Genomic DNA, 24,827 nt, shown 5'->3' on the forward strand with positions numbered 1-24,827 from the left:
GCTATAAAAATAATGCTTGAACAGGATCCCAATACTAAATGGCTTGCTATTGTCCTGGGAACGGAAGATGAAGCACAAACAATAATTGATAACCAAAAAAGTAAGACAAGCTAAAAACAAGAGGTGTTTACGAAAACAGATAGGGTTTTATAAGTGATGGTTTGCCCATTGCTTTGGTTTGCATTTATGAGTCTGTTGCAAAACCAAGCTTTTAGGCTTACTAAAAAAATAAAAACTAAATATTAAAATTGAAATATCTATAAGGATCCTTTTTAGCCAGGTTCTTGTAGGGCTATTATTTGAAACAAAGTTGCTCTGGCGAGACCTAATTTCTACTTTTTTACTACTAAAGGGTTATTGACATTACTACTAATTAGTTTATAAATTTATAAGAAATAAAATAATTTAAACTAGAGCAGCAGGAATAGGGAATACAAGATTAAGAAATTCTGAATTTGAATGGAAATTTCAGTAATAGGTTGGTTTTTATGGTTGCCTTTGCTGGCAGGATTCTTTCCTGCTGGCAAAGGTTTTGTAAATAATGAACACAGATTTAAACGCTTTCTTCCGGTATATGGAAACCTTTTCCGCGTATAATTATGTTATAAATGAAAATAATGATTTTTTTTAGGTCTGGTTCTACTAACTTGCATGTTCGGATTTTCACAAGAAAAAGATACCGTAAAAACACTAACATCTTTTAAATATAGTGCTAACTGTTTTCCTGGTTTCCGCCAATGACATGGAAAAGGAGGCCTAAGTTAAGATTGAAGACAATGTGCAAACAGCAACTTTTGTGGCGGCTATTATGATCATTAAGTACAGTTTAAAATTTAGATAATGAATAGTTTGTTGAAAAAGTAAATTTGAATACTAACAGAATTATGATCATTTTTATAGAACGTCTTAAAAATCTATTTCTAAGAATTCGACAGGGTTTTATCAGTAGTATTCCATTGATATTATTCCTGTTACTAGTTCCACCGGGCGCTTCTTCTCAAGACGATATTGTTGGCGATACAATCGCCCCCGTTCCGCAACCACTCAATATTTCGCAAATTCCGGAATACACTAATGCCTCTGATCGTTTAGTAAAAAATGTCAGCGATTTAACCAAACAAAATGAGGAATTAAATCATATTAAAAAGGAACTACCCCTGGCCGGGGAAGACATCAGCACCAAATTACAACTATTGAAAGATAGCAGTGTCGTCTACAGGCTGGATCGCCTAGATAAGGAACTGCGCGAAATAGACCTCATTAGCGAACGCGTAGATAGGTGGAAAGGGTTAGTGACAGAATGGTCAGATGATGCCCGGCTAAAAAACAAACAACTAGATTCATTGTTGAACTTAGGACTACTTTCATTGGAGTTTATGACAGGGGAAAAGGAAGAAAACAAATCAGAATCTGATGAGCTGGAAAAAGATAGTGCCAAAGTAAATGTGATATTAAAATTAGTTGATGATCTCAATTCCAACATATCTGAACTTACCCTGGCACAAAGTAATCTGAATATATGGATCAATGAAATTCAGCCAGTCGAAAATATGTTGACGGTTACTTTTAGCGAGATCAATGCCGCTAAATCCCTGCTTGATGATAGAAGACAGGAAATGGCAAAACAAATCTGGATTCCCGAATATCCTCCGATATGGAATATGAAGCAATATTCTATATACGTTCATGATGAGCCAAAACTTATATTAGTTTTACAAAACAGCATTGGAATTGTACGAGAATTTCTAAAAAACAATCGCGATTTACCTTACCAGGCCGGTTTCACTTTTATAGTTTTTCTGGGACTGATAATTTATTTGAAGTTTAATTCATCTTACTTTTTTGATGCGTTTCCTGAACAATACAAAGAATCTGGTGTAATACTTCACCACCCTATTCTTTCATCTCTGATCCTCACCTGGTTCGCTATAAGCCTTTTCGCTGAATTGCCTGTTGAATTAACACGTATTATAGCATTATTTATGCTTATACCTATCAGTATAATGTTTTGGTTAATGGATAAAGATCGGGCGTGGTACAAGATTGTCATATTTATTGTGTTTTATTTGTTATTCCTGATCATTCCCTATCTCAATTATTTTGCATTAGTACAGCGTATTACCCTTCTCTTTATTGGGATTGGTGCTTTTTCGGTATTATATTGGATAAAGAAACGAAAGGACTTGCTTGACGATGTGAAGGATCTATGGTTTGGATTATTGCCTTTTACTATCCGTCTGTTTATGATGATCAGCCTGGTTGGTCTTCTGAGTAATATTTTAGGAGCTGTACAACTTTCACAAATATTGTTAACAGCAACCTTGGGCACTTTTATATTTTTTATCATTTATTCAGAAGCCATACTCCTGGCGAGGGCCTTTCTTTATTTAATTTTATTGGGACCGCTCTTTAAAAAATCATATATCCTTCAGGAGGACAGCAAAACCGTATTAAATAAGGTAAACCGCGTGCTAAAGATTGTTGGTTTTGCATTTTGGGTCTATACCATCCTATCCCTTTTAACTATATGGAAGGATGTTTGGAAAACTTTCAATACTTTTCTAAACACCCCATTCACAGTTGGTGAAGTAAGCATTTCATTAGGGAATATTCTTGCATTTTTTATCACAATTCAAATTTCACTCTGGCTCTCGAGTTTTATTCGTTACTTACTGAATAAGGAGGTTTTTCCACGAACCCAGCTCAAGGTAGGCGTTTCTAATACTATATCTATGACGATACGCTATACCTTTATTATACTGGGATTCATTATAGCACTTGCCGCTGCCGGAATTCCCTTCGATAAACTAACCATTGCGGTGGGCGCTCTGGGAGTAGGTGTTGGTTTTGGGTTGCAGCACATTGTTAACAATTTTATTTCAGGCATCATAATAGCCATGGAACGTCCTATCCAAATTGGAGATACGGTGCAAGTAAAATCCATTTCCGGGGTTGTAAAGGACATTGGATTCAGAGCGAGTGTAGTACGTACCTGGGACGGTGCTGAAGTTATCATACCAAATGGCATGCTCCTCTCTGAAGCACTGACCAACAAGACGCTCTCCGATCTTAGAAGACGGATAACAGTGGAAGTACGGGTACCCTTCGATACGGATATTAATGCCGTCAAAGAACTCTTGATTGAAACAGCAAAGATGCAGCCGGGAGTTCTCCAGGATCCAGAACCCTATATGAACTTTGAAGGCCTCGGAGAAAGCGCTATGGAAATTAAACTATATTTCTGGATGGATAGTTCGAGCGGCGTCCTTCTCGTTGCAAATTTGGTGCGAATTGAAGTCTTTGATGCGCTCCGAAAGGCAGGAATCGAAATACCTGTCCCAAGGATTGATATTCAAAACAGAGATAAATAGCCCGAGTATCCAGATCGACATAAATGGGTAAAGGGCATTACTTACGAATCTCGTGAAGTATTACTGCACAAACTCTGTGGGTTTCAGGAATTGTAATGACGTGGAATGAATAACGCTTGAACCCCCTTAAATCATTAGATATTCCTTTCTTATTTATGTTACGAAATCGTCAAAACGTTTTGGGGTTGTTCTAACAAATTTCCTGTATTGCGTTAATTGGATAATAATTATATATTTAAAGGCCAGTTGATATTATAATTGTTCAACAAACTATATTAAACAATTAACTTTATTTATTAATAGTATACCACGAGATGCTTTTTCAGATTACCTATCACTCTTTTTCCAGGCCGGGACTTTCCATTACCGAAATTGAGGACATAATTACACAAGCAAAAAAATTTAATAGTGCTCATGAGATATCGGGCTGTCTAATTTATAATAAGGGGTATTTTCTTCAGGTTCTTGAGGGAGAAAAGCAGCTTGTTACCAGTTTAATCAACAGTATAAAATTGGATGATCGCCATGATCACTTTACCATACTTTCTGAGGGTGAAACTAATGAACGAACCTTCAAGGAATGGTCAATGGCCTTTTATCATGATCCTCTAAATACTGAATTGAATGGTGAAGTACAGGAAATTAAAGACAAGCTATTAGCACTTTCAGCGAGTTCGGAAAAATCAATTTTTGCGATGAAAGTCTTTTGGTATAATGTGAGGAATCTTCTGACTGAAAAAGGATATTATAAACCCGGTTAATAATTAAATTTACTGAATCGCTGCTTGCGATCACTGTCTGCACCACTCCGGGTGTGCTTTATTATATCCTGCCCGTACTAATACGGAAATGCTTTTTCTGCAGTTTTTTGTGCACTTAAAGAAGGGTCATGATTCAGATCATTGCCAAAATATTTCCTATGTATTTCCTTTGCATAAAACTTAAATGATGCCTTGGATTATTACTGGAATTCTTCTATTTCTGTTTATAACTTATCTCTTATTTGTTCCTCTGGATATTGTTGTAAACATAGCTAAAAAGCAATACTTCGTGCGAATTTGGGGTTTGGCCAAAGTCGCATTGGAAGGTCACGAAAAAGAATTCTTACGTATTAAGCTGAATACACTATTCACAAGATTTTACTTTTACCCATTAAGAAAAAAGGAAAAGGAAAAGGAAAAGAAGAAAAAGATAGAGAAGAGTTCCGGGAAAAAGCAAAATTTTAGGTCAAATTTAAAAAGGGGGTTACAATTACTAAAATCCTTTAAAGTAAAGAAATTACTATTGGACATAGATACCGGTAATTGCATTCAAAACGCAAAACTGTATCCTGCATTTGCTTTTTTGAATCACTATGTAGGTACCTTTCAGGTAAATTTTGAAGGTAGGGTAAACGTGGTGTTACACTTGCAAAGCAGGCCCATATACATTATTAAATCATTTATTAACAATTAAAATACTTATCATGGAATTACAATTTGAAGAATTTTTAGGAAAAATCACTGAATTTATCAAAACAGAAGCTAATACCGAAACTGTTATCGGCGAACAATTTCAATTAGGAGAATTTAAATGTGTGCCTGTTATTAAGGTAGGCATGGGATTTGGATCAGGTGGAGGAGAAGGCGTTGAATCAAAAGCTAAAAAAGGTCAGGGCATGGGTGCCGGAGCCGGAGTAGGAATTGAACCATTAGGTTTCTTGGTAACCAAGGAAAATGAAATTTCCTTTATTGAAGCAGGAAAAGCGCATGGTTTAGCTGCCGCTTTTGAAAAAGTACCTGAATTAATTGACAAGTATGTCGAAACGATGAAAAAGAAAGAAGAAGAATTGGTTTAGTTTTATCTAAATAAAGATCAACCAAAACATTTGCTAAGTAAGACTTAGTTGAAGCTGAGTAGGATTCAAAAGAACACTGAGAATCCTACTCGGTTTTTTTAAGGTTAAACCATTCGGCTGTTATATATTTTTCTGCGGGTTCCTGTCTTTTATATTCAAACTCATTCTTAAGGCTATTGTACTCATAGTCCTTGCTCCATTCCTTATGGTGAAGGGAAACTTGCTTAATAGCTTCACATATAAAGTCAATCTCTTCGTTAGTCATAATAGGATGCACAGACATACGCACCCAACCCGGCCGCTCAATCAGACAACCTTCCAGGATTTTTTGTTCAATGGCCTTGGAAGTAGTGAGGTCCACATTTAATAAGTAATGGCCGTATGTGCCTGCGCAGGAACATCCGCCACGAGTTTGGATCCCAAATCGATCATTCAGAAGTTTAACCACCAAATTGTAATGCACATCCTCTATGAAAAAAGAGATGACCCCCAATCTATCCCTGTGTTTTGATGCCAGGATATGAATATTTTTAATATGTGCTAATTCATTGAATATTCGATCTATTATCTGATGCTCTCTGGCTAAAATGTTTTCCGTTCCCATTTCTTCTTTCAATCGGATTGCCAGAGCCGTTTTGATGGTTTGCAGAAAGCCGGGTGTACCACCGTCCTCCCGGGTTTCAATATCGTCGATATAATCATGATCACCCCATGGGTTAGTATAAGCCACTGTTCCGCCACCAGGATTATCCGGGATTAAATTCTTGTATAATTTTTTATTAAAAATAAGTACACCTGATGCTCCGGGGCCACCTAAGAATTTATGGGGCGAGAAGAAGATAGCATCCAGGTGGGCGTCTTTGTCATTTGGGTGCATGTCAATTGGCACATAGGGCGCGGAACAAGCAAAATCCACAAAACATAATCCATTAAAACTATGAATAAGCTTTGCAACTTCGTGGTAGGATGTAACAATTCCTGTAACATTGGAGCAAGCGGTAACAGAGGCTATCTTTATAGGATGTTTTTCATATTGTAATAGAAGTTTATGAAAGCTATCCAGGCAAATTAAACCTTCTGAATTACAGGGGATTACTTCTACTTTGGCTATAGTTTCTAACCAGGAAGTCTGATTGGAATGATGCTCCATATGGGAAATAAAAACCACGGGTTTAATAGCTTCAGGCACTTTGGTATACTCCTTCAGGTTTTCTGAAACCTTTAAACCTAAAATTCTTTGAAACTTATTTATTGCCCCGGTCATTCCCGTCCCAACAGTTAGTAAAACATCCTCTTCTGATGCATTCACATGAGCTTTTATAATAGTACGGGCTTCTTTATAGGCAAGGGTCATAGACGAGCCGGTAACGGAAGTTTCTGTATGTGTATTGGCCACAAAAGGTCCTATATCATTGAGCAACTTTTCTTCAATAGGGCGGTACATTCGTCCGCTAGCCGTCCAATCGGCATAAATAATTTTCTTTGTCCCATAAGGGGATTCAAAACTTTGATCTATTCCAACAACCTGGTTTCTAAAGGGAGTAAAATAAGATTCAAGTGTATCCTTAGCCGTAAGAATTGTTTTCATTTCAAATTCCTTTTATATTTCGTACTAATGAACGCAAAATTTTGATCTTTTGAAAGTTAGCTTATCTAAAGATATTAAAACAATATAACTTCATCCCTGTAGAATCCGGTTTTAGCTTTTTTTCTTAAAGAAAGGACCTGAACTCAGGCATTAATCGACTTCAATTCCTGATAGAACTAAAAAATATTACTAGTATATTTAGGCCTCAAATACTAATATCTCATGAAATTAATTATTAGTTCCCTGCTGGCAATATCCTGTTTCGTTGTTTTTGCTCAAAAAAAGGTTTTAGACCATAAAGATTTTGCTATCTGGAATTCCATAAAAAATAAATCTATTTCGCCAAATGGCAATTATATACTTTACTCCCTTGAAAAAGGTGAAAGAGATCATTATTTAAAAGTTCATGATAAGAAGGCCAATATGGTTTTTGAATATGACCGTGGTTCCGAGGGAAAATTTACTTATGATTCAAATTACGCGATATTTACTATTAAGGCATGGAAAGACAGTGTCATAGCCATGAAAAGGCGTAAAGTGAAAAAGAAGGACCTCCCAAAAGACAGTTTGGGAATATATGATCTGGCAAATAATTCACTGCTGAAAATTGGCCATATACGATCGTATAAAATCCCTGAAAAATGGAATGGATATCTCGCTTACCAAATAGAAGAAATAAAAGAAGAAAAAAGTGAAATACCGGAAGACACCTTAGGGATAAAAGAAAAGGATGACAAAGAGAAAAAGAAAAAAGTAGGGAAGAAAAACGGCTATCATCTGTTGGTTCAGGATATCCGGACCGGACAAAAAGATACATTCAAGTTTGTTACGGACTATACGTTTGCTAAAAAGGGCAAGCAATTGGCTTTTGCAACCACAGGAAGCAAGCAGGAAGAAAATGCGGGAGTTTACATTCTTGATTTTGACCAGGCTACCTTAGCAAAGGTACATTCAGTCAAAAAAGGAAAATATTATCAACTCAATTTTAGTGAATCCGGAGATAATCTGGGTTTTATTGTTGATCCGGATACTACGAAGGTTCAGATAAGGCCCACAGAGTTGTTTCTTTGGCAAAAGGGACAGGATAGGGCTATAAAAGTAGCTGAAGCTTCCAATACCCCCTTAGCTTATCACCCTTCTCAAAATGCTGAATTACTCTTTTCAAAAGATGAGTCTAAATTATTTTTCGGGCTCACAAAACCCCCAATAATTAAGGATACACTGATTACTGAAGACGAAATTGTAAATGTTGAAGTATGGACATACGACGAACCCCGGCTATATACCGTACAGGAATTGCAGCTGAAGACAGACACTATACAGTCATTCCAGGCTGTACTAAACATAAAAGATGATTTTAGCATTGTACAATTGGGAAGTACGGACTATCCGGAAGTTGAGTTGGGTAATGAAGGGAACTCGGCTTATTCATTATTAAAACGCTCAGAACCGTACCAGCTAGAGCAACAATGGACGGGTAGAAGGGCAAAAGACTATGCTATTTTAAATAGCGCCACCGGGAAAATTAAAGAAATACTTACCAAAGTTACCGGACCGGTGAACCTAAGCCCCGGGGGCAAATTTGTTTATGGCTACAATTCCATGGAAGAAACCTGGTTTGCATATAACATTGAGAAGGATTCCTATTTAAATTTGACTAAGGATAAGGAATTTTATGACGAATTACATGATTCCCCGAGTCCGCCCGATCCTTATGGAGCAGCCGGATGGATCGAAAACGACAAGGCTATTCTTTTATATGACCGATATGATATCTGGAGATTTGATCCCTTTACCGGAGAAGGAAAGCGATTTACAAAAGGCAGGGAAACTAAAACCCGGTTTCGCTATGTTTCACTGGACAAAGAAGAACGATTTTTAGATACTACCAAAAAATGGTTGTTAACTGCTTTTAATGAAACCGATAAGAGTGGGGGATATGCCGAATTTAATCCAAAAGATACCAGTTTAAAATTTTTGCTTCAAGGACCTTTTCGATTCAGAGATCCAATAAAAGCCGAATTAGATGATGCCGTGATCTTTACAAGAGAATCATTTGAAGAGTTTCCTGATATTCGATACGCTGATCTCAGATTCAAAAACATCAGGCTTATATCCAATGCTAATCCACAACAAAACAGCTATAACTGGGGGACAATTGAATTGGTTAACTGGACCTCTCTAAACGGTGATGAATTAACCGGACTACTGGTGAAGCCGGAAAACTTTGATCCGTCAAAGAAGTACCCAATGATCGTAAATTTTTACGAAAAAAGTTCAGACAGATTACACTATCACAGGGCTCCAAACCCGGGTCGTTCTACAATTAACTATAGTTTTTATGCCAGCAGAGGGTATTTAATTTTTAATCCTGATGTTAACTATCGAATTGGATATCCGGGAGAAAGTGCCTATAACTGCGTAATCCCCGGGGTCACTTCCTTGATAGAAAAAGGATTTGTTGATAAAGATAATATTGGGGTACAGGGCCATAGCTGGGGTGGATATCAGATAGCTTATCTGGTAACTAAGACAGACATTTTTAAAGCTGCTGAAGCAGGAGCTCCGGTTCCCAACATGATTAGTGCCTACGGTGGGATTCGCTGGTGGACGGGCTTAAGCAGGCAATTTCAATACGAACATACCCAGAGTAGGATAGGGGGTACACCCTGGGAATATCCGATAAGATACATGGAGAATTCACCCATCTTCAATATAGATAAGATAAATACCCCGCTGCTGATTATGCATAATGATGCAGATGGTCATGTTCCATGGTATCAGGGCATAGAGTTCTTTGTGAGTTTAAGACGGTTGGGCAAACCTTCATGGTTTCTAAACTATAATGGTGAACCCCACTGGCCATTAAAATTGCAAAACCGAAAAGATTTTAACATACGCATGGCTCAGTTTTTTGATCATTATTTAAAGGGAGCTCCATTACCGAAATGGATGGACCGTGGTGTTCCTGCAATTGAAAAAGGTGTAAATCAGGGCTACGAGTTGATCGAAAATTCCGATGGAAATTAGTTAAGGGGAGTTGAAGGCTTAAGCAAGTATACTTTCATGACCGGAGTCTTTCACAAAAAGACAGGAACTATTTGTTAAGTGTGTCATTTCATTGACAAAATCAAATCTAAGATTCTCGTCCATTCCAAAAATATTAAGGTCTGAGGAAGGGGCATCTGCCACCACGTTTTTAAAATTTCCCACATGTACTTCCGTTAGTGTTTGGGGAAGTCGGGCCAGGTTAATAAGTAAATTCAGAAATTTCTGGGCATTTTCTTTTTCTGCCTCTTCCTTAATAACAATAATTAGCCTAATATTTGCTTCCCAATTTTTTTTGAGCTTGTATGCAATTAAGATTGACAAGTCTAAATTGCCGATATCCCAGCCAAGATCCCAGTTGTCTGTGCGATCACTTACCCAAACATTAATCATGTTTCTCCTACCCAATAATGCTGTAGGATGTGAAGAGTACAATAAGACCCCTATTTCGAGCCGGATAGATTCCTTTATTACAGGTCTAATCTCAGTCTCATAGTTATCATGGTTCTGCAGGTTCAGGAAAACAATATTAGGTCTGAAAAATGCTCCTTTTAAAGCCTGATTCCCGTAATTCACTCCCTTGGCAAAATCATCTGTATTAATAACAGTCGACGAAGAAAAAACGCCCTTAATTCTAAAGGCTTCCGAAAGCGATGATAATTCTTTGGTTAATTTGCCATCAGTAGTATTTGATGCTATACCAAGGAGTTTGATGGAACCTCTAGGCCTTGCTATATTCCTTAAGAATTGAAAATTACCTTTGGCGCCCACAATATCCCGGACCGGTACCATTAAATTTGGTTTCCATGCCCTTTGCTGCATGGTTTTCATGCCCCAGGTATGTTTAGCCGCCCACTCGGCAAAAGATACAAATAGGCCTGATCTGACATCTTCAAAAGGAGTTTCTATATTTTGACGGGATAAAAACCAATAAACAACAAAAACAATACTTATTGAAATTAAACTAATAGTTGGGTTTATTATAAACATTGCCAATATGGATGAAGATAACCCTATCCAGGGCACCCATTTATTAATTTTAAATAATGGCCGGTAGCTTATTAAACCCAAATTTTGTTCTATAATTACCACGATATTGATCATGGCATAGGTAATGAGGAAAAAGAGAGTGACCAGGGGAGCAATTGCATTAAGATCGCGTAGCAACATTGTTAAAAAAATCATGATCCCTGTAACAATCATTGCATTTCTGGGCTGGCCGTTTGCACTTTGGCCGGCAAGAAATTTACCATAGGGCAACACACGATGTTCTCCCATGGCGTAAAGAATACGCGAAGAACCTACAAGGGAGGCCAGGGCAGAAGAAAAAGTAGCACCAAGGATCCCCGCAATGACCAAAGGTCCATAAAAGGCTTTGTCAATTATGATATTATAATTAGAGATTAATTCCTGCTCCGTGGCTGATCGGGCGAGCCAAAAAGCCAGTGCCATATAGATGACAAAACTTACTCCAATTGCCCACAAGGTACCTACAGGTATACTTTTATTTGGGTTCTTTAATTCCCCTGACATATTAGCACCGGCCATTATTCCTGTTGAGGCCGGAAAAAAAACAGCGAACACAATCCAGAATGTGGTACCACTAAAACCATTTTCAGGAGATCCTTTGAAATTCCCCCATCGGATGGCATCTTCAGTGGGGATTGCCATTGAACCATAATAAGCGGCCATTACAATAGATATTAGCGATAAAATAATGATTCCCATGATAAAAAATTGGGTCTTAATGGCCAAATCAGCACTTATGTAAGCTATTGTCAATAAAACACCAAAAACAATAATATCAACTAAAAAAGGGAAATGATGCGGAAAAATCCCTAACCAGCCTTCCCGAAAACCAAAGATATACATGGTAACAGCCAAACCCTGAGAGACATATCGTGGAATACCAAGGCTGCCACCTACTTCAAGACCAAGTGCCTGTGAAATTATCGCATATGCGCCCCCGGCCCCTATACGGATATTGGTTGTAATCGCGGACATGGATAGTGCGGTGGTCAATGTGATAAGAAATGCAATGATAATTATCAACCATGCGCCCAGAAGTCCGGCATTACCAACTACCCAACCCAGTCGAAGGTACATGATAACACCTAGAATGGTTAAAAGCGTAGGTGTAAAAACGCCTGCAAAAGTCCCGAATTTCTTTCCGTTGGTTGGTTGTTTTCCCATACGAGTATTAGACATACCTAATTTGCGCAGAAGATAATAATTCTGTTTAAATATGAATGAATTAATTTGAAAGGAATTTCGTAATGAATTATTTAATAGGGCTGCCCAATATTTCTTCCGGTCATTAAACAGATCTGTTCGGACACTTTTTAGCTACGTTCGTCCTTTATATGTTGTAACTCATTTTCGGATTTTTTTAATTCGCCGGCATAACCAATTAATAAATAGATATGAAAAATGTATTTTTTACCGCCCTGGTGCTTTTTGTAGCCATGGGTTATTCCCAAAAAAAGAACAATGGAAAAGTATTTAATGAACATCCGGCAATTGATTTAGTCAATGATATGCTTGATGCATTCTTTGCAGGAGATACCGATAAAGTAGCTTCCTACCTGGCAGAAGATTTTAAAGCTTATAACGGGACCGGTATCAATAAGGATAGTAAAGGTAACGACAAAGAACAGTTTATTAACCAATCTAAATTTTGGAAAGATAACCTGTCCTATGTATCCTTTAAGCCAAGCAAAGGCGCTTATCCCGACGCCATAGAGTATAAAGATGGCGGAGTTTGGGTACAGACCTGGCACCACCTTAAGGCCATGCATAATTCAACAGGAGTAAAAATTGATATGCCCACCCATCGCTTATTTAAATTGAATGACGACAATAAAATTGAAACGATGATCAATTACTTTAATGAGCGGGTTTTCTGGGAAATTGGACAAAGTTTTGAAGATAGAAAAAACGGTACCATATACAACCATCACGATAATATCAATTCTGTTAGGAAGATGATGAACGCTTTTGAAAACATGGATTTGGAGACCGCCTACGGCTTTTTCAAAGAAGATGCCCGCTTTAACACCTTGGAATTGCCCGATGGCGAAACACTGAGCCTTGAAGAAATAAAAGAACGAAACAGCAAAGTAATGGAGGCATTTGAGATCAACAGTATTGATGTTGTCGGCTACCCAGACTATCTGGAATATGATTTGCGCGATGGCAGAGCGGTACAATCCTGGTGGAAATTTAGGATGACCAGAAAAGCTGACGGAAAAAAAATAATCCTTCCTGCCTTATATATTCACGATTTTGATGAAGATGGCAAGATCGTCAGATCCAGTTCTTATATAAGTACCAAGGTACTGGACGCGAAGTAAAAATACCAACCTAAACCTTTAAAAGAGCGCTCAAAGCGCTCTTTTTTGATATAGTACTATTTCAATCTAAATGTAACTAACATTTTTAGGTACTTCTGGCTGTTAATAATATGATTTACAAGTATATAGTTATCAAGGGCAAGGTCGGCTTCACAGACCAAAAACAGCATAATACGTCATGCATTATATCGAAAAAATGGCAAAAACGGCAATTGTTTTAGTAAAAATCAGGAAATTAGCGCTTTCAATTGAACAAGACTCAGTTAACAATATTCATACTTGATTAACATATAGTAAGTTAAATCCCCCATGAAAAAGAAATTATCCCTTATTATTTTTATTAGTGCCTTTTTACTACAACTATCTTGTAGTGAGGATCTGAACGACGACCCGAACACAGGAAGACTTTCGGTGCAACTAACAGATGCTCCCTTTCCCTATGATTTAATTTCTGAGGCCAATGTTACTATTTTTAAAATAGACGCGCGCCATAAAGGAAATGGGATGGAGGATGAAGAAAATAACAAAGAGGAAGGTAATCCTTTTGTAGTTTTAATGGAGGAAGAGATAGATGTTAACCTAATAAATCTCACCAATGGAAATACCGAGATGCTTGCAGATATTGATGTGCCTGTTGGGTCATATGACCTTGTTCGGGTTTATGTAAAAGGTGTTAATGTTGTGCTGAATGATGGTTCCACTTTTGATTTGAAAGTCCCGAGTGGAGAACAAACAGGAATTAAGGTATTTATAAAACCTTCTTTAGTGGTAAGTGGAGAAATAAGTTCAGATTTGCTCTTAGATTTTGACGTAAGCAGATCATTTATACCTAAAGGAAACCGTAAAAGTCTTGCAGGTATTAATGGGTTTAACTTTAAACCGGTTATAAAGGCAAGTAATATATCTTTTGCCGGAACGCTTGCTGGTTTGGTGAGCACTACCCAGAATGAAGAAAAAATTGGATTGGAGGGTGCCATAGTATCTGTTTTTGCTGCAGACACCCTTAACACAAGCACCTTTACAGATGAAACCGGTAACTATATGATATTGGGCCTTATGGAGGGTCCATATGATGTGATGGTAGAACTGGAAGGCTACGAAACACAGACAGCAGAAGAAGTAACTATTATGGCGGGGAATAAAATAATTCAAGACTTTGATTTGGTTCCTGTGCCATAAGGAACAGTGGTTAAGTCCGGAAGGCGGAATAGTGATATTCCGCCTTTTTTATGCAAAAAAGTCTGCTGTCTTTCCTGAATTGTTATATGCCTCTCCGAACAGTTAACAAAAATGATTATTTTCGGTGTTAACACCCATTGATCCCATGAAAAATAAACCTGACCCTGCTATTCGTTTTTAGTATGAAAGCTGCCATATATCAAAAATTTCAGGGGTCCATAAGCATTGAAAATACCCCTGATCCTGTTCCTAGTGAGCTTGGTGTTGTTATTAAAGTAGAGGCCAGTGGTTTATGCCTGAGTGACTGGCATGGTTGGATGGGCCATGATACTGATATTTCATTACCGCATGTTCCCGGACACGAATTTGCAGGTACTATAATGGCTGTTGGCAGGGATGTTAAAAACTGGCGAATTGGTCAGCGCGTTACAGTGCCATTTGTTTGTGGTTGCGGCTCCTGTGACTATTGCTTATCCGGAAATCAGCAAGTTTGCGATAATCAGTTTCAACCCGGATTTACCGCATGGGGATCTTTTGCGGAATATGTAGCGATTGATTTTGCTGATGAAAATTTGGTGGAATTACCACCGGAGATTTCATTTACAGAAGCCGCTGCCCTGGGATGTAGGTTTATTACGGCTTATCGTGGGGTTCGTGATCAGGGAAAATTAACTCCAGATCAGACCATTGCCATCCATGGTTGTGGTGGAGTAGGACTTTCCGCCATTCAAATAGCTCGGGGTATTGGTGCTAAAGTAATAGCTGTTGATATTACAGATGATAAATGTAGAATGGCTAAAGATTTGGGAGCAGATTATACCATTAATGCTACAAATACCGAAGTTGTCCGGGCCATAAGAGAAGCGAGTGGAGGAGGTGTTCATGTCTCTATTGATGCAATAGGTAACCAAACTACTTGCCTAAATTCCATTAACGGACTTCGTAAGAGAGGGAAACATATTCAAATTGGATTATTGAATAAAGTTGATGCAAACCCGCCAATTCCGATGCCCCTGGTAATTGCCAATGAATTGGAAATCATTGGAAGTCATGGGATGCAAGCCCATAAATATGATGAGATGTTTGCATTTATTAAATCAGCAAAAATAAATTTAGGTAAAATTATTACCGAAACCATAACCCTGGAAGCAGTACCGGATTACTTACCTAAAATGCACCTGTTTAATGCTACGGGAATTAATGTCATCAATACGTTTTAGGAACTTTAAAAAGTTAAACCCCGGAATTAAACCTTATCTTTACGCTAAACCGCTAATAATTAGCATAATCCCCTGAATACATGAAATCATTTACTATTGAAGAATTAACTAACATCCTCGGAGGAGAGATGGTCGGAACTACAGACCAATGTATTTTGGGATTGGAAGAAATTGAAAAGGCAGATAATTCACAAATTACCTTTATTGGAAGCAGAAAATATGCACAAAAATGGGCAAATTCAAATGCATCCGTAGCTATTGTAAATGAAGGAATCAAAGTTGTGCCGGGAGCTAACCGGGCCTTTATAAAAGTTAAAAATGCCGATTTGGCTATGGCGGAGTTACTGGAAATTTTTATCGAGGATACCCCATATTTTGATAAGGATATACATCCTAGTGCCGTAGTTGATAAGACTGCCATAATAGGGGACAATACTAAAATTGGAGCCGGGAGCTATATAGGAAAAGATGTTGTATTGGGTAAAGGAGTTATTATATATCCCAATGTTACCATCCTGGATGCAACCAGAATTGGCGATAATACCGTGATTTGGTCCGGAACCGTAATTCGTGAAAGAACCGTAATAGGAGCCAATTGTATTTTTCAAATAAATGTTAGTATCGGAGCTGATGGTTTTGGTTACAGGCCAAGGGAAGATGGACGGGGACTAGTAAAAATTCCGCATATAGGAAATGTGGTCATTGGCAATGATGTGGAAATCGGAGCCAATACATCGATTGACCGCGGAAAATTCAGTTCCACTATTTTGGGCGATGGCTGCAAGATTGACAACCAGGTACAAATTGCGCATAACTGCGTTTTAGGGCGCTCATGTATTATGGCAGGTGCTAGTGGTTTGGCAGGATCTGTGACCCTGGGAGATGGTGTTGTTATTGGAGGTAGTGCATCAATAAAGGATCATGTTACGATTCATTCTGGTGCCACAGTTGGAGCAGGTTCCGGGGTGCTAGCTGATGTTCCACCCGGAAAAACCGTTCTGGGTTACCCCGCATCTGATGCCAGAGATAAACTCAGGGAATGGGTTGCCACACGTAAGTTGATCCAGTAACCTACCAGGTAATTTTCTTCAATCAATTCTGTTGCATACCTTATATAGGCTGCCTGTTTATTATTAAATAATAACTTTAATTATATTCCCTTATATTATTTATATTCAGGCCAATACTTAGGTATTTTTTTTCTTAAATAGGATACACTTCTTTTTAACTGTTCCATGCCATCCACCCCGTCTTCTATGCTAATCCACCCATCAAACCCAACTCCTTTTAGTTCTGCAAAAATCGCATCATAATCATTCAATCCCTGGCCAATCTCTCCATGGCGAAGTCTTTTCGCATATCCGACAACTCCACTTTCTTCCTTTCGGAGATCATCAAGGGTACCTTCTAAAAGATAACGGTCTGAGGCATGCATAGTCACTACCCGGGAAGAAACTCTTTTCAATAGCTCAAGTGGATCTTCACCTGCCAGGAAGGCATTGCTGGGATCATAATTAACTCCAAAATTAGGATGATTTATTAAAGACACAAGTTTACAAAAAACCTCCATTTTCTGTGCAAATTCAGGATATGCCCAAAAGTCATCCTTGTAGTGGTTTTCTAAAATTAAAGTAATTCCCCGTTCGCTCGCATAGGGTAAACAGGCTTCAATACTTTCTGCAGCAAACTTTATTCCTTCTTCCATGGATAATTCCGGACGTTTTTGACCAGAGAGGACCCTACAATATGAACCACCCAGGGCTTCAGTCATTTCTATCCAGCGTTTTTGCTTTTTAATTTCGTTGTCCCGGAAAGATTTATCTGGGTGCGTAAAATCAGGAGAACAACAAAGCATCGGAATCATTTTTCCTTTTTCTTCCACTTTTTTTCTGAATACCTCCCAATTGGACTGATCTGTCATTTCCAAAAAACCCGCATACCATTCTAAACCATCAACCTCCAATGCCGTAGCTAAATCAATCCACTCAGCTACTTTCATTGCACCGGTTTTGCATAGATCATGCATATAAGCTTTCGGAAAAACGGCTAATTTGGGCACCTAACACTTATTTTAAATTAATTACTCATTACGAAAGCCCTTCCAATTCTTTGGCAGATTACGACCTATCATGGGGAATTGTTCCAACTCCAGTACCTGGCCACTAACCGGACCGCATTCATCAGATAATAAGTAAATAGCTCCGGAAGCTATCTCTTGTGGCTCCAAAATACGGCGGGCTGGTGCAAAAAGGTTTGGTAATTCCTTATACCAATCATCATCCATTCCCTGTTGCTTCTGGTTAACTTTTTCGTTTTCTGTAAGTACCCATCCCGGATTAATTTGATTAACCCGAATCCCATGATCCCGGAACAAACTATCTCCGAGATTTCGACTTAAGGTCATTAAGGCTCCTTTAGATATGCTATAAGCAAGCAAATTGGGTTCCCCGCCCCAGGAATTTATTGATCCAATATTTAATACGCATCCTTTTGTCTCCTTTAAATATGGTAATGCAGATTGAATTAACGCAAAGGGCGCCAGGGTATTAATAGCCAGCATCTCTCTCATAAAAGAGAGACTTGTCGTTTCAATATTAGAAGAAACGATCATCGCGGCATTATTAACAAGGGCATCTATTTTACCAAAATATTTGATGGCCTCATTAATCAAGAAATCAGGGGCCTCTTCCTTCGTAATATCAATGGTAATTATAGCGGCATTTTTGTCCCCTAATTCTTCCAACAGCTTCTTACCCCTTTCCTCAACTAATCCATTTAGGACCACTTTGGCTCCTTCTTTTACACATGCCCTGGCTATAGCCCGGCCAATACCGGTATAACCTCCCGTAATTAGAATAACTTTGTTCTTTAAACGCATAATGATTTAACCTGGTTTTAAAACACTTTTTACAATTTTCCCGGAATGCATGGCATGGAAAGCTTCTTCCCACTGTTCCAGCGGCCATACTCCACCAATTATTGGCTTCACATCCAATCTTCCCGAAGTTAAGAGCGAAAGCACTTTTTCCCAAATAGGCCAGTTATGACTAAAGCTCCCTTGCAGGGTCACATTTTTTTGTACCAGCGGATCCAGGGAATGCTTGAAAGGTTGCGGACCCCAGCCTACTTTGGTAATATGCCCATTGGGCCTTACCCATTTTAAGGCCAGATTTAATGTTTCGCTTACCCCGGCAGCATCTATTACACAATCTACCCCCATGCCATCTTTTTCTAATGCCCATGACGAGGCATCACCTGTGATAATCTCAAAACCGTATTGCCTTGCAATGTTTAGTCGTCCGGCATCTTTTTCCAAACCTACAAGCGCTACCTCGGCACCACAGAGTTGAGCCATTGCAGCACATAATATACCTATAGTTCCAGGGCCTATTACAATTACACGGTCACCCGGATGTATTTTGGAGTTACCAATAACAGCATTATAAGCGACGGAGCAAGGTTCTGTTAAACAGGCTTGTTCAAAAGAAAGGTTTTCCGGGATTTTATGCAGACACCTGGCAGGAACCTTAACAAATTGCGTCATGGCGCCGTTAACGCCATATCCAAATCCTTTTCTGTCGGGGTCCAGATTGTAAAGGCCCTGCTTTGAAAGCGGGTTTTGGGAATTTATCACTGCAGCAGTTTCACTTACTACTGCATCACCTTCTTTCCAATCCCTGACATCTTTTCCAATTTCAACAATATGTCCACCAAATTCATGTCCCAGAACTACCGGGTAATTTACAGGCCAGCTGTGATCTGCCGTCCACTGATGCAAATCACTCCCGCAAACACCTACATGAGAAACTTCCAGTAAAACTTCATCATTACTGATAGTTGGCTTTATTATTTCTCTGATTTCTACACTACCTTTTTCCGGAGCATAATTCACAACCGCAATAGAATTCATTTAGTTGTTTATTTATAGTTAGTTTTTATTGAATACTATGTATCCCTGTATGCATGTATTTTTTCGCATATTAATTTTAAGGAGGCTTCGAGGTCACCTTCAGCAGTCCTAAACGCATCAGCATCGATAGTTAATGGCGCTCCTAAAACTACAAGCGGGGCACCATATTCGGGGCATTGAATGGCTTGTTCCAGCGTTAAACCGCCTACAGCCTGTACGGGTATATTCACAGCAGCAACCACTTCTTTAAGTTGATCAAGCGGACTCGGCATAGGTAATCCCCGTGAAGCTATTCCCCTGCGTTCATCATAACCAATATGGTGTATGACATAATCGCAACCAAGTTCCTCCAACCGTCTGGCACCGGCTACCATATCCGGACATCCAAGATTATCCCCCATAATTTGTATCCCAAAATCTTTTCCGGCCTCTACAACTACTTTTATGGTTTCCTCATGAGCTCTCGCCATCACAACTACATGGGTAGCTCCTGCTTTGGCCATCATTTCGGCCTCTAAATAGCCTCCATCCATGGTTTTTAAATCTGCAACTATAGGCACACCCGGAAAGTTTTCTCGCAATTTCTTTACCCCATGAAGCCCTTCTGCCAACAATAGGGGAGTGCCGGCTTCCAGCCAATCTACACCGGCCCTGATAGCTAATGCAGCCGTTTCAAGAGCTTCTTCAATGTTTGTTAGATCCAGAGATATCTGTACTATGGGTTTCATTTAAGTTTAGTATTCTTTTATCTTAATATTCCTGTATTCAACCTTCATAGGTGGTCCTACATGTAATTGTAATCCCAGAAAACCGGAAAGCTTCCTGTTATCTTTATCCAGGTCGGTAACATCACTCATTAAGATATCATTGATATAATGTTGCATTCGATTGCCTGTAACTATTAAATGTGCACTATTCCAATCTTCAACCTTAATTTTGGATTGTAGTTCCTTGTCATTTCCAAGTGAAGCTATTATTTCCCTGTTTTGCCAGGCATTATTTTTAATACCTGACTTTAAAGATCCCGGTTCATCGGGCTTTTTGTAGTCCGGTATACGTACTTTTTCTCCCCGGTATGCCAGGGTAGTGCGTTTTCTTTCTTCATAGTTTTGACCGGTATACCTATTTTTACCATCAATGTCTGCCTGATATCCTTTTAAAGCATAAGGAATTGTATCCAATTGCGCACTTCTATAATTAATACCACTGTTACCCGATCCTGAAATTCGAAATTCCAGTTTAAGTTCAAAATCTGCTGGTAGTCCATCCTGCCAAATAATAAATGTATTGCTCTTCAGTGGATTCTTTGATGTGACCTCGCCCACCAATAGTCCATTATCTACTGACCAATGAGTTGGGTCATAGTCCCAGCCTTTTAATGACTTACCATCAAATATGGCTAAAAAGTCGGGCCCCCGGTCTTCTTTTGCAGAAGTTATTTGTTGAGACGGAGGCTGATTATTTTCCCTGCAGGAAAGAATTCCTAAGAGCATACTATTACAAAAGAGGATCACAAGGATTTGTTTTAAAACCTGAAATCTTAACCTTCTATGTATTGTAATTAGCATTGACACTAGCCGAATAATGTTTTTAAAGGAATAACTATTTCTAAAAATACGGTTTTATGAAACAATATTCATTTCACCACAGAAATATTAAATAGTTTAATAATTCCATTACCTTTTCACTAAAAAATTGTTCAATATCGTCCAATTTTGGTAAGCTTTCCAGGCCTTTTAATTGTTAATTAAAATGCATGTCTTATCTTCGTAGTAGTTTAATAGGAAGACAACCGAACCATAGTCACCAAAGTTCTGAGTAATTTTTTGGAGTATTCACTATCCCAATCTTACTTTTCCAAGCGCTTATTTCTTAATCATTCTTCTTATTAGACATAAACATAATCTTAAAAAATAGAATATTTTAATGGCAAGATCCCAACAGACCTATAGTAAAGGCGAGAAAGAAAAAAAACGTCTCAAAAAACGAGAAGACAAAAAGAAGAAAAAAGAAGCACGAAAAGCTGCGGCTAAAGAAAAAGGCGGGGGTATTGAATTCGCTTACGTAGACCATAATGGCAATTTAACGGATACACCTCCTGATCCCTCGCTTAAAGTTGAAATTGAAGCTGAGGATATCATCCTCGGTATTCCAAAAAAGGAAGAAGGCGATGTTGAAGAATTGGATCCTGTAAGAAAGGGTAAAGTATCATTCTTTGATAGCTCCAAAGGCTTTGGATTTATTATCGATTCAGAGAATAATGAAAAATACTTCTGCCATGTCAGTGGATTAATCGATGAGATCGTTGAAAATGACAAGGTATCCTTCGAACTTGAAAAAGGCATGAAAGGTCTCAATGCCGTTAGGGTAAAAAAAGTATAACTTCATCCTTGCTCCTTAATACATCAATTCCCGGTTGATTTAAAAATCTATACGCTTTATTGTGATTTTTTATGGTTTTGAGATACTAATAAGTAAATTATAAATCCAAAACAAGATGAAATCAAGCAAGAAGTATTCAGATGTAATTGAACTTATCTGTAAGTTCTATCAATGTGAAGTTCGTTTATTTAAAAGAATTTTAGGGATAAAGTAAAAACTACATTTTTTAGTAATTCATTTTAATAAAGGGCTATAACCCATACACTTTTCTCACCCAATCACTAAAACCGTTTAAATAGTTTTAGCAGTGGTTAATTGTTGCCATTAATTAGCTGCATTTACACCCATTCTCCAGCAAATTTGGCATTTTTAAAAGTACAGGGATAAAAGGCAATTGGGTATAATTTTAGGTTGTTTGATGTAACAAAAGGATAAAGTAAACGTCTTTTAGGTATACAACAATCAAAAAACGAACAATCATGAGAACGCTTGACATGAATTACATTAAACGGACATTAAATTATCACATGGGTTATGGATGGAGCATGAACCGAACCCATTCTTCAAAAAATTCAAACCACAGTAATCAGGCTTCCTGAATTAATTCCCGTGGTAGACATTGAAGGTTCTGGCGGCTGTGAAGTCTTTTCTACAGAAAGTCTAAACGTAAACATCGAAGGCAGTGGCAATGTTTACTACAAAGGCAGCCCAACCATAAATATCAATATCTCAGGCTCACGACAGGTCATTCCAATGAATTGAATTCTACACATTTGACAGTGAGATTTCTCAGGGGCTGTACTTCGCCCGGCAACATGTTTCCTAAAGATATGTCACCAATACGAACCCTTACAAGTCGTATTGTAGGAAAACCCACAGCGGCGGTCATTTTTCGAACCTGCCTGAATTTACCTTCAGTAAGTGTTATACTAATCCAACTCGTTGGTCTGTGGCGGCCTATTCGAAGTTTTTTATCGGCCTCAGGCAGTATTGGGAAGCGGGTTAATTTTTTGGCCTGACAAGCTTTCGTAAAATATCGTTTTCCTTCAAAACCAATGGCTACGCCTTTTTCCAGAAGCTTAACGGCTTCATCAGATATTTTCCCATCCAATTGCGCATAATATTCTTTCTCCACGCCAGATCGGTTTATAGCATCACTAAGTTTACCATCTGTAGTAAGAAGAAGCAAGCCCTCCGATTTCTCATCGAGACGTCCTATAGGCATAACCCATCCGGAAAGGCGTAAAGTTCATTTAAAAATTTCTTTTTGCGTAATTCCTTTGGATTATTTGATTTCAGCTGACTTATTATGCCACAGGGTTTATAAAGTTTAAAGTGAAGTGATCTGGTATCCATTCGAGTTGGCAAGGTACCAAAGTCTTTTATACGCTGTCTCATATTTGCTCATTAATCGTTCTAATAAGTAAATTGTTTAAAGTAATGTTATTCTAAATTCTCTTATATCTTTCTTTCATTAAGGTTAGGTTGCGTGTATAAATAAATCAGCAAAATTTAATTATTTTTCTTAAATTGTATGAAAACAACGCCTATGCCCATATACATGGATCGACATGATATCCCCGAAGAAATAACAGCAGAGCATGTTGCATTAATGCACCAGGAAGATCTGAAGGTGGAACATCTATTTGGATGCAAGGGAATGACCTATTGGTGTGATACGAAACGTCATACTGCTTTCTGTTTGATAGAAGCACCTAACAGGGAAGCCATTCAAAATATGCATAATCATGCGCATGGCGAATTTCCCCATGATATCATAGAAGTTGATCCACATTTGGTGGAATCCTTCCTTGGGCGTATTGAAGATCCGGAAAAAAACGAAAATGAAGACCTAAGTATTATTGATGATCCTGCGTTTAGAGTAGTAATGGTAATAGAATCTTCAGATTTTCTTCACAGGTTGGATACGCATCAACTAAGCATGTTTACACAGAAATTTCATCGTTCTGTGGCAAAATCTGTCAAGCATTTTGAAGGAAGTATAGTCAGAGAAAATGACAAGTCATATTTGATCTCATTCAGATCTGTTACCAATGCGGTACTATGTGCCTTAAAAATCCAGGATAGTTTTAAGTATAGCTACCCTAAACTGGAAAGGGATAATCAGCGCCTAAAAATTGGGCTGTGCACAGGATCACCGGTAACGGAAAAAGATGGTCTCTTTTCAGAGTCTATTGCATTGGCAACACAAATGTGCGAACTAATCCACGGACAAATCGTTATTTCCCCTTCCGTAAAGTCCTTATATGAAAATGAAAACCGGAATGCGGTCATCGATGATAAATTAATCAGGACCTTGACTCCTAAAGAGGTGTCTTTGGTTACCGGTTTGGTTCAATTTTGTGAACACAACTGGAACAAACCTAATTTTAATATTTTCACACTAAGTAAAGAACTCGGGCACAGTAAATCACAATTATACAGGAAAATTAAAAAACTCACCGGTAAATCTCCTATCACTTTCCTTAGAGAATACAGGTTAAATAAGGCGTTGGAGCTTATCCATGACCAAAAAGGGAATATTTCTGAGATTGCCTTTGAAAGTGGATTTAATAGTCCTGCTTATTTTTCAAAATCCTTTTTTGATAAGTTTGGGATCCTTCCCTCCAAATATGCCCAAATGTATCAGAGTTAAAATTTTCGCCAAAGAATAGACCTGAATTAAAATTGTAATTTTTTGAATTAAAAGTAGCTATCCGCCTACTTTGGTCTATATAACTTTACAATAAATCCAATTACAGTTACCATTTCTTCCCCCTTACTGTTCATTAAAAGGATACGCTATTAAAGTAATATATCAACCAATTAATAACTAAAACAATGTCACATACAGTAGAAAAAGAACAAACAATAAATGATCTAAATGGCTCTGCAATAGAAGATTTCAGATCTCAACTAAGAGGAAAAATCATTCAGCA

19 protein-coding genes and 1 pseudogene are annotated in these 24,827 nt (G+C 38.2%); 12 read left to right on the forward strand and 8 right to left on the reverse strand.

What is annotated here, in order from left to right:
- Positions 1–884: 884 nt before the first annotated feature.
- The 4 genes from Q0X77_RS12640 to Q0X77_RS12655 all read left to right on the forward strand — a co-directional run bounded on the left by Q0X77_RS12640 (position 885) and on the right by Q0X77_RS12655 (position 5,208).
- Positions 885–3,371 carry a mechanosensitive ion channel domain-containing protein gene (locus Q0X77_RS12640; protein ID WP_297797914.1) on the forward strand — a complete coding sequence of 829 codons (2,487 nt, stop codon included), beginning with the start codon at positions 885–887 and terminating at the stop codon, positions 3,369–3,371.
- Positions 3,372–3,685: 314 nt separating this feature from the next.
- Positions 3,686–4,132, forward strand: a complete 447-nt coding sequence (locus Q0X77_RS12645; protein WP_297797916.1) for a BLUF domain-containing protein — start codon at positions 3,686–3,688, stop codon at positions 4,130–4,132.
- Between the two features lie 184 nt (positions 4,133–4,316).
- Positions 4,317–4,826 carry a hypothetical protein gene (locus Q0X77_RS12650; RefSeq protein ID WP_297797918.1) on the forward strand — a complete coding sequence of 170 codons (510 nt, stop codon included), beginning with the start codon at positions 4,317–4,319 and terminating at the stop codon, positions 4,824–4,826.
- A 10-nt stretch (positions 4,827–4,836) separates the two neighbouring features.
- Positions 4,837–5,208: a GerW family sporulation protein gene (locus Q0X77_RS12655; protein ID WP_297797920.1), complete on the forward strand. Its 372-nt coding sequence runs from the start codon at positions 4,837–4,839 to the stop codon at positions 5,206–5,208.
- Positions 5,209–5,293: 85 nt separating this feature from the next.
- Here the strand turns inward: Q0X77_RS12655 and Q0X77_RS12660 are convergent, their stop codons facing one another.
- On the reverse strand, positions 5,294–6,796 hold the full coding sequence (locus Q0X77_RS12660; RefSeq protein WP_297797922.1) for an aminotransferase class V-fold PLP-dependent enzyme: 1,503 nt from the start codon (positions 6,794–6,796) through the stop codon (positions 5,294–5,296).
- A 222-nt stretch (positions 6,797–7,018) separates the two neighbouring features.
- On the opposite strand from Q0X77_RS12660, the gene Q0X77_RS12665 reads away from it, so the two are divergent.
- The gene (locus Q0X77_RS12665; RefSeq protein WP_297797924.1) at positions 7,019–9,826 is read left to right on the forward strand and encodes a prolyl oligopeptidase family serine peptidase; all 2,808 of its coding nucleotides are present in this window, start codon (positions 7,019–7,021) and stop codon (positions 9,824–9,826) included.
- An 18-nt stretch (positions 9,827–9,844) separates the two neighbouring features.
- On the opposite strand, the gene Q0X77_RS12670 is transcribed toward Q0X77_RS12665, so the two are convergent.
- Complete coding sequence (locus Q0X77_RS12670) at positions 9,845–12,037, reverse strand: amino acid permease (protein ID WP_297797926.1); 2,193 nt, start codon at positions 12,035–12,037, stop codon at positions 9,845–9,847.
- Between the two features lie 230 nt (positions 12,038–12,267).
- On the opposite strand from Q0X77_RS12670, the gene Q0X77_RS12675 reads away from it, so the two are divergent.
- The 4 genes from Q0X77_RS12675 to lpxD all read left to right on the forward strand — a co-directional run bounded on the left by Q0X77_RS12675 (position 12,268) and on the right by lpxD (position 16,666).
- Positions 12,268–13,197: a nuclear transport factor 2 family protein gene (locus Q0X77_RS12675; RefSeq protein ID WP_297797928.1), complete on the forward strand. Its 930-nt coding sequence runs from the start codon at positions 12,268–12,270 to the stop codon at positions 13,195–13,197.
- Positions 13,198–13,506: 309 nt separating this feature from the next.
- On the forward strand, positions 13,507–14,376 hold the full coding sequence (locus Q0X77_RS12680; RefSeq protein ID WP_297797930.1) for a DUF4382 domain-containing protein: 870 nt from the start codon (positions 13,507–13,509) through the stop codon (positions 14,374–14,376).
- 182 nt (positions 14,377–14,558) lie between these two features.
- Positions 14,559–15,596, forward strand: coding sequence for a zinc-dependent alcohol dehydrogenase family protein (locus Q0X77_RS12685; RefSeq protein WP_297797932.1), 1,038 nt, complete (start codon positions 14,559–14,561; stop codon positions 15,594–15,596).
- An 80-nt stretch (positions 15,597–15,676) separates the two neighbouring features.
- A complete protein-coding gene (lpxD, locus tag Q0X77_RS12690) occupies positions 15,677–16,666 on the forward strand; it encodes a UDP-3-O-(3-hydroxymyristoyl)glucosamine N-acyltransferase (RefSeq protein ID WP_297797934.1) in 990 nt (329 codons plus the stop codon).
- 95 nt (positions 16,667–16,761) lie between these two features.
- Here the strand turns inward: lpxD and Q0X77_RS12695 are convergent, their stop codons facing one another.
- From Q0X77_RS12695 to Q0X77_RS12715, 5 genes are all read right to left on the reverse strand, one after another.
- Positions 16,762–17,595: a sugar phosphate isomerase/epimerase gene (locus tag Q0X77_RS12695; protein ID WP_297797936.1), complete on the reverse strand. Its 834-nt coding sequence runs from the start codon at positions 17,593–17,595 to the stop codon at positions 16,762–16,764.
- Positions 17,596–17,676: 81 nt separating this feature from the next.
- Positions 17,677–18,474, reverse strand: coding sequence for an SDR family oxidoreductase (locus Q0X77_RS12700; RefSeq protein ID WP_297797938.1), 798 nt, complete (start codon positions 18,472–18,474; stop codon positions 17,677–17,679).
- Positions 18,475–18,480: 6 nt separating this feature from the next.
- Entirely contained in the window at positions 18,481–19,506 is a 1,026-nt protein-coding gene (locus Q0X77_RS12705; protein WP_297797939.1) for a zinc-binding dehydrogenase, read from the reverse strand.
- A gap of 35 nt (positions 19,507–19,541) precedes the next feature.
- Complete coding sequence (locus tag Q0X77_RS12710) at positions 19,542–20,234, reverse strand: orotidine 5'-phosphate decarboxylase / HUMPS family protein (RefSeq protein WP_297797941.1); 693 nt, start codon at positions 20,232–20,234, stop codon at positions 19,542–19,544.
- A gap of 6 nt (positions 20,235–20,240) precedes the next feature.
- The gene (locus Q0X77_RS12715) at positions 20,241–20,999 is read right to left on the reverse strand and encodes a DUF1080 domain-containing protein (protein WP_297797943.1); all 759 of its coding nucleotides are present in this window, start codon (positions 20,997–20,999) and stop codon (positions 20,241–20,243) included.
- A gap of 433 nt (positions 21,000–21,432) precedes the next feature.
- On the opposite strand from Q0X77_RS12715, the gene Q0X77_RS12720 reads away from it, so the two are divergent.
- Positions 21,433–21,888 carry a cold-shock protein gene (locus tag Q0X77_RS12720; RefSeq protein ID WP_297797946.1) on the forward strand — a complete coding sequence of 152 codons (456 nt, stop codon included), beginning with the start codon at positions 21,433–21,435 and terminating at the stop codon, positions 21,886–21,888.
- 609 nt (positions 21,889–22,497) lie between these two features.
- Positions 22,498–22,650, forward strand: coding sequence for a DUF2807 domain-containing protein (locus Q0X77_RS15395; RefSeq protein WP_366939219.1), 153 nt, complete (start codon positions 22,498–22,500; stop codon positions 22,648–22,650).
- On the opposite strand, the pseudogene Q0X77_RS12725 reads toward Q0X77_RS15395, so the two are convergent.
- Positions 22,634–23,244, reverse strand: a pseudogene (locus Q0X77_RS12725) (pseudouridine synthase). The gene Q0X77_RS15395 and the pseudogene Q0X77_RS12725 overlap by 17 nt on opposite strands.
- Before the next feature lie 178 nt (positions 23,245–23,422).
- Between Q0X77_RS12725 and Q0X77_RS12730 the strand changes: the two are divergent.
- Complete coding sequence (locus tag Q0X77_RS12730) at positions 23,423–24,544, forward strand: nickel-binding protein (protein WP_297797947.1); 1,122 nt, start codon at positions 23,423–23,425, stop codon at positions 24,542–24,544.
- Positions 24,545–24,827 lie beyond the last annotated feature (283 nt).

Origin of the sequence: uncultured Eudoraea sp. (genome assembly GCF_947258925.1) — a bacterium.
GTDB lineage: Bacteria > Bacteroidota > Bacteroidia > Flavobacteriales > Flavobacteriaceae > Eudoraea.

Bases quoted from the DNA above. Each gene is read 5' to 3' on its own strand.
- Q0X77_RS12655 (WP_297797920.1), top strand. From the start codon at position 4,837: ATGGAATTACAATTTGAAGAATTTTTAGGAAAAATCACTGAATTTATC.
- Q0X77_RS12710 (WP_297797941.1), bottom strand. From the start codon at position 20,234: ATGAAACCCATAGTACAGATATCTCTGGATCTAACAAACATTGAAGAA.
- lpxD (WP_297797934.1), top strand. From the start codon at position 15,677: ATGAAATCATTTACTATTGAAGAATTAACTAACATCCTCGGAGGAGAG.
- Q0X77_RS12650 (WP_297797918.1), top strand. From the start codon at position 4,317: ATGATGCCTTGGATTATTACTGGAATTCTTCTATTTCTGTTTATAACT.
- Q0X77_RS12705 (WP_297797939.1), bottom strand. From the start codon at position 19,506: ATGAATTCTATTGCGGTTGTGAATTATGCTCCGGAAAAAGGTAGTGTA.
- Q0X77_RS12640 (WP_297797914.1), top strand. From the start codon at position 885: ATGATCATTTTTATAGAACGTCTTAAAAATCTATTTCTAAGAATTCGA.
- Q0X77_RS12675 (WP_297797928.1), top strand. From the start codon at position 12,268: ATGAAAAATGTATTTTTTACCGCCCTGGTGCTTTTTGTAGCCATGGGT.
- Q0X77_RS12695 (WP_297797936.1), bottom strand. From the start codon at position 17,595: ATGAAAGTAGCTGAGTGGATTGATTTAGCTACGGCATTGGAGGTTGAT.
- Q0X77_RS12720 (WP_297797946.1), top strand. From the start codon at position 21,433: ATGGCAAGATCCCAACAGACCTATAGTAAAGGCGAGAAAGAAAAAAAA.
- Q0X77_RS12665 (WP_297797924.1), top strand. From the start codon at position 7,019: ATGAAATTAATTATTAGTTCCCTGCTGGCAATATCCTGTTTCGTTGTT.
- Q0X77_RS12680 (WP_297797930.1), top strand. From the start codon at position 13,507: ATGAAAAAGAAATTATCCCTTATTATTTTTATTAGTGCCTTTTTACTA.
- Q0X77_RS12715 (WP_297797943.1), bottom strand. From the start codon at position 20,999: ATGCTCTTAGGAATTCTTTCCTGCAGGGAAAATAATCAGCCTCCGTCT.
- Q0X77_RS12685 (WP_297797932.1), top strand. From the start codon at position 14,559: ATGAAAGCTGCCATATATCAAAAATTTCAGGGGTCCATAAGCATTGAA.
- Q0X77_RS12700 (WP_297797938.1), bottom strand. From the start codon at position 18,474: ATGCGTTTAAAGAACAAAGTTATTCTAATTACGGGAGGTTATACCGGT.
- Q0X77_RS12645 (WP_297797916.1), top strand. From the start codon at position 3,686: ATGCTTTTTCAGATTACCTATCACTCTTTTTCCAGGCCGGGACTTTCC.
- Q0X77_RS12660 (WP_297797922.1), bottom strand. From the start codon at position 6,796: ATGAAAACAATTCTTACGGCTAAGGATACACTTGAATCTTATTTTACT.
- Q0X77_RS12730 (WP_297797947.1), top strand. From the start codon at position 23,423: ATGAAAACAACGCCTATGCCCATATACATGGATCGACATGATATCCCC.
- Q0X77_RS12670 (WP_297797926.1), bottom strand. From the start codon at position 12,037: ATGGGAAAACAACCAACCAACGGAAAGAAATTCGGGACTTTTGCAGGC.